Origin of the sequence: Oceanobacillus locisalsi, assembly GCF_042675985.1 — a bacterium.
Classification (GTDB): Bacteria; Bacillota; Bacilli; order Bacillales; family Amphibacillaceae; genus Oceanobacillus; species Oceanobacillus locisalsi.
The window spans coordinates 1-13,002 of sequence record NZ_JBHTKK010000009.1 but is presented as its reverse complement, the minus strand read 5'-3'; the positions used below and the strand labels follow the sequence as shown (position 1 = coordinate 13,002).

15 protein-coding genes and 1 riboswitch are annotated in these 13,002 nt (G+C 41.1%); of the genes, 8 read left to right on the top strand and 7 right to left on the bottom strand.

What is annotated here, in order from left to right:
- Window positions 1-58 precede the first annotated feature (58 nt).
- The 6 genes from ACFQ19_RS08900 to ACFQ19_RS08875 form a co-directional block, all read right to left on the bottom strand.
- Window positions 59-1,024, bottom strand: a complete 966-nt coding sequence (locus ACFQ19_RS08900; protein WP_379591725.1) for a bile acid:sodium symporter family protein — start codon at window positions 1,022-1,024, stop codon at window positions 59-61.
- Window positions 1,021-2,409 carry an FAD-binding oxidoreductase gene (locus ACFQ19_RS08895; RefSeq protein WP_379591724.1) on the bottom strand — a complete coding sequence of 463 codons (1,389 nt, stop codon included), beginning with the start codon at window positions 2,407-2,409 and terminating at the stop codon, window positions 1,021-1,023. Before ACFQ19_RS08895 ends, ACFQ19_RS08900 begins: the two co-directional genes overlap by 4 nt.
- Window positions 2,410-3,162: 753 nt before the next feature.
- Complete coding sequence (locus tag ACFQ19_RS08890; RefSeq protein ID WP_379591723.1) at window positions 3,163-3,807, bottom strand: ABC transporter permease; 645 nt, start codon at window positions 3,805-3,807, stop codon at window positions 3,163-3,165.
- Window positions 3,804-4,715, bottom strand: a complete 912-nt coding sequence (locus ACFQ19_RS08885) for an osmoprotectant ABC transporter substrate-binding protein (RefSeq protein WP_379591722.1) — start codon at window positions 4,713-4,715, stop codon at window positions 3,804-3,806. The genes ACFQ19_RS08890 and ACFQ19_RS08885 overlap by 4 nt, the downstream gene beginning before the upstream one ends.
- Window positions 4,716-4,729: 14 nt before the next feature.
- Window positions 4,730-5,377: an ABC transporter permease gene (locus ACFQ19_RS08880; RefSeq protein ID WP_379591721.1), complete on the bottom strand. Its 648-nt coding sequence runs from the start codon at window positions 5,375-5,377 to the stop codon at window positions 4,730-4,732.
- 15 nt (window positions 5,378-5,392) lie between these two features.
- A complete protein-coding gene (locus ACFQ19_RS08875) occupies window positions 5,393-6,544 on the bottom strand; it encodes a betaine/proline/choline family ABC transporter ATP-binding protein (protein WP_379591720.1) in 1,152 nt (383 codons plus the stop codon).
- Between the two features lie 259 nt (window positions 6,545-6,803).
- Here ACFQ19_RS08875 and ACFQ19_RS08870 point away from each other — a divergent pair, with 259 nt between their 5' ends.
- From ACFQ19_RS08870 to ACFQ19_RS08835, 8 genes are all read left to right on the top strand, one after another.
- Window positions 6,804-7,394, top strand: a complete 591-nt coding sequence (locus ACFQ19_RS08870) for a GbsR/MarR family transcriptional regulator (protein WP_379591719.1) — start codon at window positions 6,804-6,806, stop codon at window positions 7,392-7,394.
- Window positions 7,384-8,268, top strand: a complete 885-nt coding sequence (locus tag ACFQ19_RS08865) for a BKACE family enzyme (protein WP_379591842.1) — start codon at window positions 7,384-7,386, stop codon at window positions 8,266-8,268. Before ACFQ19_RS08870 ends, ACFQ19_RS08865 begins: the two co-directional genes overlap by 11 nt.
- A 10-nt stretch (window positions 8,269-8,278) precedes the next feature.
- Window positions 8,279-9,247 (top strand): 3-hydroxyacyl-CoA dehydrogenase NAD-binding domain-containing protein, encoded by a 969-nt coding sequence (locus tag ACFQ19_RS08860; RefSeq protein WP_379591718.1) that lies wholly within the window; start codon window positions 8,279-8,281, stop codon window positions 9,245-9,247.
- A gap of 19 nt (window positions 9,248-9,266) precedes the next feature.
- Entirely contained in the window at window positions 9,267-9,707 is a 441-nt protein-coding gene (locus ACFQ19_RS08855) for a thioesterase family protein (protein WP_379591841.1), read from the top strand.
- Between the two features lie 219 nt (window positions 9,708-9,926).
- A riboswitch (PreQ1 riboswitch) is annotated at window positions 9,927-9,971 on the top strand.
- A gap of 86 nt (window positions 9,972-10,057) precedes the next feature.
- Window positions 10,058-10,729, top strand: a complete 672-nt coding sequence (gene queC, locus ACFQ19_RS08850; RefSeq protein ID WP_379591717.1) for a 7-cyano-7-deazaguanine synthase QueC — start codon at window positions 10,058-10,060, stop codon at window positions 10,727-10,729.
- Complete coding sequence (gene queD / locus ACFQ19_RS08845; protein ID WP_379591840.1) at window positions 10,729-11,196, top strand: 6-carboxytetrahydropterin synthase QueD; 468 nt, start codon at window positions 10,729-10,731, stop codon at window positions 11,194-11,196. Before queC ends, queD begins: the two co-directional genes overlap by 1 nt.
- Window positions 11,189-11,917 carry a 7-carboxy-7-deazaguanine synthase QueE gene (queE, locus tag ACFQ19_RS08840; protein ID WP_379591716.1) on the top strand — a complete coding sequence of 243 codons (729 nt, stop codon included), beginning with the start codon at window positions 11,189-11,191 and terminating at the stop codon, window positions 11,915-11,917. Before queD ends, queE begins: the two co-directional genes overlap by 8 nt.
- Before the next feature lie 105 nt (window positions 11,918-12,022).
- Window positions 12,023-12,451: a DUF1835 domain-containing protein gene (locus ACFQ19_RS08835; protein ID WP_379591715.1), complete on the top strand. Its 429-nt coding sequence runs from the start codon at window positions 12,023-12,025 to the stop codon at window positions 12,449-12,451.
- A gap of 157 nt (window positions 12,452-12,608) precedes the next feature.
- Here the strand turns inward: ACFQ19_RS08835 and ACFQ19_RS08830 are convergent.
- Window positions 12,609-13,002: transposase (locus ACFQ19_RS08830; RefSeq protein ID WP_379591714.1), on the bottom strand; the 394-nt coding region annotated here is incomplete at its 5' end.

Below are 13,002 nucleotides of genomic sequence, written 5' to 3'. Positions count from 1 at the left end.
GTGCAGCAAAAAATCCAAGCTAAAGCTCAGGCTTGGATTTTTTGCCGTATATTTGATATCAAGTGACTTTTTTAAATTTGACGTCATCTTTATCTTTTTCGGCAGACTTATTTGCCCAAATTGTTGCGATAATAGGGCCTGATATATTATGCCAGATGGCACCCCACACACTTGGTAGTGCTGCAAGCGGGCTGAAGTGAGTCGTTGCCAGGGAAACGCCAAGGCCAGAATTTTGCATGCCTACTTCGATGGAAATAGCTCTCCGGTCGTTTTCATCCAGCCCGAGAAGCCGTGCTGTTATATACCCCAAAAATAAGCCAAAACTATTATGCAAGAATACTGCAGCGAAGACAAGCGCTCCGGCAGAAGCAACATTAGGAGCATTTGCCGCTGTCACAGCTGTTACAATGATTAGAATAGCTGTCACAGATATTAATGGAACAATGGCAATGCTTTTTTCAACAGCAACAGGGAAGAAGCGCTGAACCAAGAATCCAAGAATAATCGGGATAATAATAACCTGGACAATGGATAGAAACATAGCCACTGGATTAACCGGCAGCCACTGACCGGCAAATAAATAAAGCAAGAGCGGTGTCATAACAGGCGCAAGCATCGTTGACAAAGCAGTCATGGCAACAGAAAGTGCAACGTTACCTCTTGCTAAATACACCATCACATTCGATGCGGTGCCGCCTGGAACGGAACCTAATAAAACCAGACCGGCCGCAAGTTCTGCAGGTAATCGCAGTAAATAGGCAATGCCAAAAGCAACGAGCGGCATGATTAAATATTGTGCGGCTATTCCGATAATAACGGGTAATGGACTGGTTATTACTAATTTAAAATCCACAGGTTTTAATGTCAGCCCCATTCCAAACATAACCACGCCGAGCAAAAGTGTAATAAAGCTTCCAAAAACAAGGAAGGCGGAAGGGAAGATAAACGAAATAACCGCAGCTATAATGACGAGAATTGCAAAATATTTACCGGCTAGTGCGCTTATCTTCTCCAGTGTTTTCATAGCTTGCTCCCATTATTACTATCGATAATTTTATCCGGATTTAAGATATTATTCGGATCTAACGCTTTTTTAATATTTATCATCACATCGAGAGCAGTACCGTGCTCCTGGCGTTGATAAGGTTTCTTTCCGACACCTACACCGTGTTCCCCTGTACAGGTTCCACCGCGTTCTAACGCATAATGTACTATATTTTCATTAAACTGTTTTGCTTTTTGAACTTCTTCTTCATTCTCCATATCAATCATAATCAATGAATGGAAATTTCCATCACCGACATGACCTAATATCCCGCCTGGAATATTTAATTTTTCTAATTCTTCTCCGGCATAGTTAACGGAATTTGCTAATTCGGAAATAGGAACGGCCACGTCTGTTAACATCATCTTTTTCCCGGTATAATCATGCACAAAAGCATATGCTAAGTTATGTCGGGCGTCCCACAGATGGTTGCGTGCTGCATTGTCTGTTTCAGAGGTGAAAGTATCACAAGCATGGTCCTGCATAATTTCCTTGGTAAAGGCGACATCCTCTTGCAAACCAGACGCGTTTCCGTGAAATTCTAAGAAGAGAGTCGGCATTGCCGGATAATCAGTCTCACTAAATTTATTAATTTGTTCCACTGAAGCTTCATCTACGAATTCCACTCTGGCAATGGGGATTCCTGCGTGCAAAATAGAAGTTACCGCTTCAATGGCATTTGTCAGAGTTGGAAAAGTGGCCCGGGCTGCTACAATATGTTCTGGTATACCATACACTTGAAGTGTCAGTTCCGTGAAGCAGCCAAGTGTTCCTTCCGAACCGATAAACAGTCCGTTTAAATGATAACCGGAAGCAGACTTTGCTGCCAGGCTGCCTGTATGGATGACGCTGCCATCTGCAAGTACGACTTCCATATCACGAACCTGATCCCTCATCACGCCATATTTGACAGTTGTGGTACCGCTTGCATTCGTTGAAGCCATGCCCCCAAGTGTGGCATTTGCCCCGGGATCTACAGTGAAAAACAGGCCATATTTCTTTAATTCTTTATTCAGCTGTTCTCTTGTAACTCCCGGTTGGACTTTGACAAGCAAATCGTCTTCTTTAATTTCCAGAATTTGATTCATCCATGAAAAATCAATGGTAATTCCATTTTGATAAGGAATGACATGTCCTTCTAAACTTGTACCGACACCAAAAGGCGTTACAGGGGTTTGGAACTTTTGTGCTACTTCCATAATATGGGTGACATCTTCTGTTGACTTCGGGTAAACAATGATATCCGGCAAGCTTGTCTGATGATAGGTTTCATCTCTGCTATGTAGTTCTTTTACCGTGTCATTGGTAGAGATTTGGTCGCTTGCTAATATGGCATCTAATGCTTGTATAACTTGTTTCATCATTTTTCTCCTTTCAAATTGCCTAAATGGAATTTCTTTTGCAGTTACATACCGCTGCAATGATTATATATATTAATTTTATTATAAATACTTTTCAGATTAATTCAATGATTAAAAAAGAATTTAGAAGCATTATAGGATTTTTTTGAAAAGAGGAAACGGTTAAGAGCTGTATATACATTTTGTATTTAAACCCCGACTAGTCCGTGATTACATTCGAACGAGTCGGGGTTTATGTATTTATCATATATAGCTTCCGCTCCGGTCAAGCCCCCCGCTTTCCTATAGGAGTCTATGGTTTTTCCTCTAGGACTGCGCTTACTCGCCCCATCGAAAACATTTGTGCATCGCAGGGCGAGCTGAAGATCCACTTGAAAAGCGGTCTTCTTTTCAAGTTAGCTGAAGCCGTCCCCATGGAAAGCGGAGTGTTTTCCCGTAGTGGTCATATTAACCTGACAACATTGAGACCTGTGATTACTCGGTCTATTAAAACCGTTGCTGCGCTTAATCGTCCCCTCAAAATCGTCGCTAGTTAGTTTTATCGCTATTTACCAGTATTGATAATCGCAGACCCAACCTAAAGATGTAGTGTTCTTAGTCTATCATAGGAATGGCATCAACTAATTTCAACCGTATAGAACATTCCGCCGCAGCGGTCGCCTTACACTTTACTTTCTATCCTAGTCAACAGATATATGAAAGAAACGATCAATCATTGTTCCTGTGGAAGTTACTTTTTTAAGTGAGTAAGTTGAGTTAATTACTTACCGGATTTAACATTCTTTCAATTTTCCCCATAATTAAATCCGCTACGATGGCCATTAATGCAGTAGGAACAGCACCTGCTAAAATAATCGCTGTTCCATCGGTTGCGTTTGTACCGCGTACGATAATAGCTCCAAGTCCTCCAGCACCAACAAAGGTTCCGATTGCTACAACGCCAATGCCGACAACCAGAGCTGTGCGGATTCCTGCCATTATAACACTGACAGCAAGCGGCAATTCTACTTTTAATAGCAGCTGAAACTGTGTCATTCCGGAAGCGTAGGCAGCTTCTTTTATTGTCCGATCAACTCCAATTATTCCTACGTACGTATTTTGAATAATAGGTAATAAAGAGTAGAAAAACACCGTTACAACAACTGTAGTCGTTCCAAGTCCCATCACCACCATAGTAATCGCCATAAATCCTAATACGGGAATGGTTTGAATAATACTGCCCAATGTCATTACAAATCCGCTTAATTTGCCATATCTGGCAATCAGAATGCCGATTGGGATCGAAATAATGGAAGCGAATAGAACACCGTAAGCTGCCATTAAAAAATGCCGGTAAAATTCTGTCCAAATGTAAAACCCATTTTGAGATACATAGGTTATAAACTGTTCCCAGGCGCTCATTCCGTTACCTCCTTGTCTTCAAAATAGTTATTTTCTTCAAGAAAATCGCGGGCAATGATCGAAGGACTGACTAACTCTACATCGCCTCTGTAATTCATTTCCTGCATGTCCTCTGTTGTTGCAGTGTCACTTAGCTTTTGCATAATTTCTTCGATTTCCGGATGCTCTCTTAGAATTTCGTTTCTCGCAACAGGAGAAGCATCATAAGGAGGGAAAAATTCATCCTCCAGTATTGTTAAATCATAAGCAGCAACTCTGCCGTCTGAAGAATTACCAAGCACTGCATCCATACTACCTGAAGAAGCTGCTTGATACACGAGACCGGTTGCCATCGGATAGACATTACCAAAAGCAAAGTGTGTCTCCGTAAAAGCTTCGTAACCGTCTCCAGAACGGTTGACCCAAGCATTGTCTACTCCGAAATTCATCTGATCAGCAAATGGTTTTAGATCATCAACATGGGTGATATCTTCTTCCTCTGCAAATTCTTGTGTCACAGAAATAGTATAACTATTCTCAAATCCGTACGAATCGCTCCAGGTCTGGTCAAATTTTTCATCAAATTCTTTTTTTACAATTTCCATTGCTTGGTCAGGGTCTGTAATACCTTCATAATTTAAGACGCCTTCCAAATCCGTTCCTGTATATCTGGTGGCTGTAATATCCACTTCATCTTGCATCATTGCCTGATGGAAAACCATCGAAGAGCCTAAATTTGTAACCAATTCAGTGTCTAAATCTGTATAATGCTCAATCATTTGAGCGAGTGTATTACCCCAAATTTCAGATTCTACCGTGTTCAAGGTTGCAATCCGAATCGTATTTTCTGAAGGCCCGCTGAGACCTGGTAATGAACAACCTGATAGAAGAAGGACTGAAAGAAGGGGAATAATCAATAATTTCTTCATATATGATCCTTCCTTTACGCCGTTTTTCGTAAGGCTTTAGATGTTAGTCCTTTTTCAAGGAGTGATAATAATCCGCTGGCAATTAACGCTAAAATAGTTGCCGGAACCGTACCAAGAACAATCAGCTCCGGTTGATAAAGATTCAGGCCATCAAAAATAAGGTCGCCTAAACCGCCGCCGCCGATAAATGCTGCAAGTGTTGCCCAGCCAATTAAGTAAACCGTTGCAAAACGGATACCTGACATAATAACTGGTAAAGCGAGCGGAAGCTCTACTTTGCGGATAATCTCCATATTATTCATTCCCATCCCTTTACCTGCTTCTTTTAAACTTGCATTTACTTCCTTGACACCCGTATACGTATTTCGAAGGATGGGAAGTACGGAATAGATAAACAAAGCAACAATCGCTGGTACCGTGCCTACACCAAGAAAAGGCATCAAAAAGGCCAGAATAGCCAGACTCGGAATAGTCTGCAATATGCCAACGAATGATATAAACCGATCCGCTGATTTGCTTGGTATACGGGTCAGTAAAATTCCTAACGGGACAGCAATTAGTATACCTAATACGATAGCTGCAATAGAGATATACAAATGCTCTCCTGTTTTTTCTAACAAATCCCATCCATAAGATGAGAGTGTATCCATCATTGTTTGCATTTTTATTTTGCCTCCTTAGGATTCGATAATGCCGGCTTCTTTTGATTCATCACCCCAGATGGTGTTATAAACCATATCTGCCAGAGCAGCTCTGGTGACAATACCTACTAATCTCTGCTCTTCTGTGATAACAGGTACATAAGCGGTGCCTCGCCGAAGCATACGATGCATCGTATCCTGGAGCAGGCTGTTTTTATCAACAGCATATTTTACAGTATCCATCACTTCATAAACATGATTTTTCTTTTTGTAATTGGAATCAACCATTTCAATATCGATATATCCTTTTAAAATGCCTGATTCATCAACGACCAGCAGCGAATCAACACGGTTGGCATGCATTCTTTGGATAGCATCTCTTAAACTGCTTTCCTCGTCTATCGTAATTGGGTCCGGATACATAATCTGTTCGACAAAAGTTATTTCCGGGCGGCTTTCTAATAACCGGTCTTTGCCAATAAAGTCTTCTACAAACTCTGTTGCTGGATGGCGGAGAATATCATCTGGCGTACCAACTTGGACAATTTTGCCTTGATTCATGATAACGATTTTATCAGCAAGCTTGATTGCCTCATCCATATCATGCGTGACAAATACAATCGTTTTATTCATTTCTTTTTGAAGCTTTTTGAATTCCTCTTGTAAGCTGTCGCGCGTAATTGGGTCCAGCGCTCCAAAAGGTTCATCCATTAAAATTAATGGGGGATTCGTTGCCAATGCTCTAAGTACTCCGATTCGCTGCTGTTGACCGCCACTCAGCTCATGCGGATAACGATCTAAATAATCTTCCGGTAAATTGACTAAGGAAATCAATTCTTTAGCCCGCTCCTGTTGTTTTTCTTTATTCCATTTCAATAGGGAACCTACCAGAGATATATTTTCTCCTACTGTCATATGCGGCATTAATCCAATTTGCTGTATGACATAACCAATGGATCGCCGAAGCTGGACGGCATCCTGTTCTAAAATATTGGTGCCATCTATCAAAATTTCTCCGCTTGTAGGTTCGATGAGACGGTTAATCATCTTCATGGTTGTGGTTTTTCCACATCCGCTTGGTCCAATGAAAACGACAAATTCTCCCCGTTCCACGTTCAGGTTCAGGTTATGAACGGAGGGAGTGTCATTTCCATCGAATTTTTTTGTGACTTCTTTAAATTCTAGCATTTAAAGCACCTCCATAACTTATTCCGTCAAAACTTAAAATCAGACTTATAAAGTATAATCAATAATCCAATAAAAACGAAAATCCGAAAAAATCGATTCTATACGTAAAATCTGTGCAATTTAAACTTTACAAACTTTATATAAGGGTTTATCTTAGAATTGCTTTTATTTACTTGGAATTTCTATCAAATATGAATTTTTGATTTTTATTTAATCCGTGGTAAAGTAGCTCATATACCGTAACAAAGGGGACTTGACAATGGAATCATATTCAAACAATCAATTACTTCAGGAAATCAGCGCTTGCGAGAATCTTCTTACAGATCGAATCGCCGATAATATGGAGACTTTTGGTGTGTCGTCAACGATTGGACGTCTGCTGGGTATTATTTATATGAACCGGGAGGCGATGACATTAGATGCACTTGCCGGCGAAACAGGTATGAGTAAAACCAGGATGAGCCAGGTCATGCGGGAAATGATTTCACTTGATATAGCAGAGAAAGAACATGTGAAAGGCAGCCGCAAAGATCATTATAATGTTGAACGCGATTATGCGCAGACGTTTATATCCTTATTTACAAGGAATTGGTCAGAAGTAGTAAAGCGTAATACCAATTTAGAACGTCGTTTAAGGGAGCAAATTCGTCATTTAGAGACTTTCTTAACGGAAGATTCCCCAGAGGAAGTAAAGAATCGGCTGGAAAGTTTACAAAAAGAATTAGATGAATGGCAAGCTTATTATCAATGGATTGATGGTCTTGTCGACTTTTTCGAAAGCGGCGAGATTTTTAAACATGTTCCTATTGTCACCCCAAATACGAAGGAGGAAATGCATGATGAAAAATAAACGTATTATTACTGCGGCATTGACAGGTGCTGGCGATACAACGGAGAAAAGCAAACATGTCCCGATTACACCTAAAGAAATTGCGGAATCTGCTATTGAATCAGCAAAAGCAGGTGCTGCCATTGCACATATTCACGTCCGTGACCCGAAAACGGGAAAACTTAGTCACGATGTGGAACTTTTTAGAGAGACGGTAGAACGAATCCGTGAATCCGATACGGATGTCATTATCAATATTACTGCCGGTGGCGGCGGCGACTTTGTTCCCAATCTCGAAAACCCGACACAGGGCGGCCCTGGTACAGATATTCAAACACCAAAAGAGCGGCATGAACCGGTCGGAAAACTGCTTCCGGAACTCACTACACTGGATTGCGGCAGCTTGAATTTTGGCAATCAGGTTTATTTAGGGCCGGAAGACTGGCTGCGTGAACATGCTAAACTGATTCAAGAAAGCGGCGTAAAACCGGAAATGGAAGTATTTGATACTGGACATATCCGTCTTGCGAATCAATTAATTTCGGAAGGATTAGTGGAAGGATCGCCAATGTATCAGTTTTGTCTTGGTATTCCGTGGGGAGCGGATGCAGATGCAGAAACGATAGAATATATGAAAAGACGAATTGTCGACGGGTCCCACTGGTCCGCATTTGGTATTGGCCGGATGCAGCTGCCGATTGTTGCACAGGCTGCTTTACTTGGCGGGAATGTCCGTGTCGGATTGGAAGATAATCTATATCTGGAAAAAGGCGTACTCGGTACGAATGCTCAGTTAGTAGATCAGGCTGTTAACATACTAAATAGTGTGAAACTGGAACCAATGACAGCAGCGGAAGCAAGAGAACAATTAAATCTAAAAACATTTAAGTCTTAAGAGGTGAATTATGGCACAAAAAACAATGGCTGTTTTAGGAACCGGTGTTATTGGTAATGGCTGGATCGCGCGCTTTTTAGCAAGTGGTCATCAGGTCCATGCGTTTGATCCGGATCCTGGTGCAAAAGAAAAAACAGAAAAAATGATTGATGATATTTGGATGACATTGGAAGAATATGGAATAAGCGATGAAGCAGCAAAGGAAAACCTGACTTTTTATGAAACTCTAGAAGAAGCTGTAAAAGAAGCTGATCTGGTACAGGAAAATGTTCCGGAACAAGAAGCATTGAAGAAAAAAGTGCTGGCACAAGTAGATGCAGCTGCCAAACCGACTGCAATCATTGCATCCAGTACCTCCGGCTATATGCCTTCTGTACTGCAGGAGGATTGCGAGAATCATCCGGAACGGGTTGTTGTCGCACATCCGTTTAATCCAGTTTACTTAATCCCGCTTGTGGAAATTGCAGGTGGCAAGCAGACTGAAAGAAGTTATATGGAAAAAGCAGAAAAAATGTATGAAGACATGCATATGAAGCCGCTTGTGATGAAAGGTGAAATCGACGGCCATATTGGTGACAGATTGATGGAAGCAATCTGGCGTGAAGGGCTTCATATTGTGAACGATGGTGTAGCGACTACCGAAGAAGTAGATAAAGCCATTGTTTATGGACCTGGTCTTCGCTGGGCATTGATGGGGCCGTTTTTGACACTTCATTTAGCTGGCGGCAAGGATGGTATGAGACACATGCTGGAACAATTCGGACCTGCATTGAAACTTCCTTGGACACGTCTGGTGGCTCCAGAGTTGACGGACGAATTAAGTGAAAAAGTAATTTCAGGAACTGCAGAACAAAGCGGAGACGTCCCAATTGAAGATCTGGAACATCGCCGTGACCGTTTCTTAATTAAATTGATGGCTTTGTTAGAGGAAGAAGGTTTCTGGCCGGCAGAAAGGTTGCTTTCATATGACAGAAAGTAAGCAGATATGGGAGGGGCGTGTGTTGCCTGAATGGGTAGATTATAATGGTCATCTGAATGATGCGTATTATGCTTTGATTTTCAGTCACAGCCTGGATGCTTTGATGGATGACATTGGTCTGGATGAAGATGGCAGAAAAGCACAAGCTTATACCATTTTCACCCTAGAAGCCCATATTAAATATTTAAAAGAAGCACATGAAAACGAAGAGTTGTATACGAATGTTACCGTGCTGAATCGGGACGCAAAGCGTATGCATCTCTGGTTTGAAATGAAAAACAAAGAAGATGACACCGTGGCAACCAGTGAACAGATGGTGATGGGGATGGATGAATCATCCGGACGCCCGGCACCATTTCCGGAATCTGTTGAGATAAAGGTGAAACAACTGCCAGAATTAGCTGAAGAAAACTGGCCTGCGGGAGCAAATAAGCCGATGGGCATCCGCAAGAAAAAGTAAGAAGTATGTGATATGCTCTCTTATCCATGTGAGGGGAAAAAGTAACATTCCTTGCAGCTGATAAGGGAGCATTTCCTATATTCATATAAGAGACAAAGTTTGAATCGCAACCCAACCGTTTCAACGCAGAACCATTCAAAAAACAGAAAATATTAACATACGGATGAAAAATATGTTATACTGCTCCTTGAGTAAAAATGAATAAAGTCTACTTTATAAGTAGGAGAGGTTCTAGGTACACCCTCTATAAAAAACTAAGGATAACCATACTGATTAAACCTTAGGTATGGTTTTTTCATATTTTAGGGTGTATAGAATTCTCTTTTTCAAATTGGAAAGGGGATTTTTTTATGGAAAAAAATAATAACCGAGCAGTTGTTGTCTTTAGCGGCGGTCAGGATAGTACCACCTGTTTATTTTGGGCATTGGAAAAGTTCGAGCATGTAGAGTTAGTTACCTTTGACTACAGTCAGCGCCATAGTTTAGAGATTGAGGTGGCAAAGGAAATCGCTGCAGATCAAGGGCTGAAACATCATATTTTAGACATGTCTTTACTGAATCAGTTAGCTCCCAATGCGTTAACAAGAGACGATATCGAAGTCGAGAACGCGGAAGATGGAGGGGTTCCTAATACCTTTGTGCCGGGAAGGAATTTACTGTTTCTTTCTTTTGCAACGATTCTAGCCAATCAAATTAATGCCAAGCATATCGTTACTGGTGTATGTGAAACCGATTTTAGCGGGTATCCGGATTGCCGTGATATCTTTACCAAATCATTAAATGTCACCTTGAATCTCTCTATGGATGAAGACTTTGTCATTCATACCCCGTTAATGTGGCTGGACAAAGCAGAGACGTGGGAATTAGCGGACGATCTGCGAGCCTTTGATTATGTAAGAGAACGAACGTTAACCTGTTATAACGGGGTGAGAGGTGCAGGGTGTGGAGAATGTCCGGCATGTCAATTGCGCCAACGGGGATTAGATCAATACTTGGAAAAAAGACAGGAGAGGAATGTGTGATGTTCGGGTTTCGTATTGTCGAAGAGTTACAAAAGCTGGATAAAGATATTCAAAGGGAACAGCTGGCTTATCATCAGAAACGGGTGATGGTAAGTAAAGAATTTATATTCGATGCTGCCCATCATCTGCATTGTTATGAAGGAAAGTGTAAAAATCTTCATGGTCATACATATCAAGTCGTCTTTGGTATCAGCGGTTTTGTGGATGAGATAGGGATGGTGATTGATTTTGGTGATATCAAAGAAATTTGGAAAGATAAGATTGAAGTATTTTTAGATCATCGTTATTTAAATGAAACCTTACCGAAAATGAATACTACTGCGGAAAATATGGTCGTCTGGATGTTTGAACAAATGGAAGCAGCCATCCAAAAACTTCCCAACCAATGCCGGGTAGAATTTGTTCGTTTATTTGAAACACCGACAAGCTATGCAGAAGCAAGACGGGAGTGGATGGATCATGCGTAAAATACCAGTCTTAGAGATATTTGGCCCTACGATTCAAGGGGAAGGAATGGTCGTAGGAAGAAAGACGATGTTTGTTCGAACCGCTGGATGTGATTACCGGTGCGCCTGGTGTGATTCCGCATTTACATGGGATGGAAGTGCTAAAGAAGACATTGTACCGATGACGAGTGCGGAAATTTGGCAGCGGCTGCAAGAAATAGGCGGGAATTACTTTGATCATGTGACGATTTCAGGCGGGAATCCGGCTTTGTTAGCTGCTATGGATGATTTGATTGATTTGCTTCATGAACATCATATGGAGGTTGCCCTGGAAACACAGGGAAGCCGTTACCAGGATTGGTTTGTCAAAATCGATGATCTGACTATTTCTCCTAAACCGCCCAGTTCTAAGATGAAAACGGACTGGGAGAAATTAGATGATATTATTCATCAACTGGAAGTCAATGAGCGATTCATACATACCAGCTTAAAGGTAGTGATTTTTGATCAAGAAGACCTTCGCTATGCTGAAAAAGTACATCAGCGTTATCCGAAGATTGCTTTTTTCCTACAGGTAGGGAATGATGATTTAGAGGAGATAGAGCCGCAGCACTTATCGCAGCATTTATTGAATAAATATGAGTGGTTAATTGACCAAGTAGTGGCGTCAAGTATGCTGAACCGTGTTCGCGTCCTTCCGCAGGTACATGCATTAGTCTGGGGAAATAAGCGAGGGGTTTAGGTAAAAGATAAATCTGCAGTTCATCTATAATAGAAATGATGAAGAAAAACTGTTATCATTTTAGCAAAACAGATAATAAAATGATAGCAATGGAGGGCACTTATATTGATTCATCTTATATTCGGAATTGCTGCAGATAGTGGTTTAAAACATGCTTTTCGGGAGCAAAACCATCAAATTATCGGGTTCCCGATCGATTTTTCTACGGGCCCGATCAACCATATTCATCAGCCTGAGGGTATCAAGGAGCATTTTAATTGGAAGGCTTCCTCTTTTCAAGAGAAAGCGGACTATGACTATGGTATGGAGCAAGTTGCTTTTCAAAGGGCGCTGAAACAGCTATCCGAAATAAAAGAAGGGGACAAGCTGACCATCTGGACTTGTGAAAATGCGTCGGAGCAAATCGGCCTGCGAATCAGCTGTTATTTATTAAAAGAGAAGAAGGTGGAATTAACACGGATAAATACTGCTGAAGCAATGAAGAAATATATGAATGGAAAAAACATTAATCCTGCATTTCGAGCTTGTGGATAACAGCACTTATTCACAAGCTTGATTTTTCCTTTCATTCCATTATATTTCATAAATGGTAATACACTCTGATTCAATAAGACTTATTCCCTTCAAAAAGCGCACAAATTCCCCCTCCCCATTTAAGAGGCGTTTCTTCCAATATTTAACTTGGGTATTATCATGCTAACTGGTGTACTTTTTGAAGCATTTTCATCCAAATAGAAAAACGAGAAAAGGTATTAGCTAATTTTAATTTCCATCGGCGTGCATGCGTCGTTAGAACACCTGGTATATCAAAAAATACTCTTCGAAATCTGGAAATCGTGAACTTGGAATAAGCAGACGGGCAAATTTCTTGCGTAAATAAAAGATAGACATTATAAGCCATCATTTTCAGCCATAAATCGGCAGCATTGGCATAAAACGCATCCCCAGAAACCTGATCGGATCCAAAGCCCGTTTTAGATTCTTTGATGTAATTTTCCATACAGGCGCGATGGTTATAAAAGCGCCAAATCTCATCTCCAGCATCTTCCATATTCGTGACAAGTGCCTGATACTCCCAAAGAAAT

Coding starts and splice junctions, on each gene's coding strand:
- ACFQ19_RS08900 (WP_379591725.1), bottom strand. CDS start 1,024: ATGAAAACACTGGAGAAGATAAGCGCACTAGCCGGTAAATATTTTGCA.
- ACFQ19_RS08895 (WP_379591724.1), bottom strand. CDS start 2,409: ATGATGAAACAAGTTATACAAGCATTAGATGCCATATTAGCAAGCGAC.
- ACFQ19_RS08890 (WP_379591723.1), bottom strand. CDS start 3,807: ATGAGCGCCTGGGAACAGTTTATAACCTATGTATCTCAAAATGGGTTT.
- ACFQ19_RS08885 (WP_379591722.1), bottom strand. CDS start 4,715: ATGAAGAAATTATTGATTATTCCCCTTCTTTCAGTCCTTCTTCTATCA.
- ACFQ19_RS08880 (WP_379591721.1), bottom strand. CDS start 5,377: ATGCAAACAATGATGGATACACTCTCATCTTATGGATGGGATTTGTTA.
- ACFQ19_RS08875 (WP_379591720.1), bottom strand. CDS start 6,544: ATGCTAGAATTTAAAGAAGTCACAAAAAAATTCGATGGAAATGACACT.
- ACFQ19_RS08870 (WP_379591719.1), top strand. CDS start 6,804: ATGGAATCATATTCAAACAATCAATTACTTCAGGAAATCAGCGCTTGC.
- ACFQ19_RS08865 (WP_379591842.1), top strand. CDS start 7,384: ATGAAAAATAAACGTATTATTACTGCGGCATTGACAGGTGCTGGCGAT.
- ACFQ19_RS08860 (WP_379591718.1), top strand. CDS start 8,279: ATGGCACAAAAAACAATGGCTGTTTTAGGAACCGGTGTTATTGGTAAT.
- queC (WP_379591717.1), top strand. CDS start 10,058: ATGGAAAAAAATAATAACCGAGCAGTTGTTGTCTTTAGCGGCGGTCAG.
- queD (WP_379591840.1), top strand. CDS start 10,729: ATGTTCGGGTTTCGTATTGTCGAAGAGTTACAAAAGCTGGATAAAGAT.
- queE (WP_379591716.1), top strand. CDS start 11,189: ATGCGTAAAATACCAGTCTTAGAGATATTTGGCCCTACGATTCAAGGG.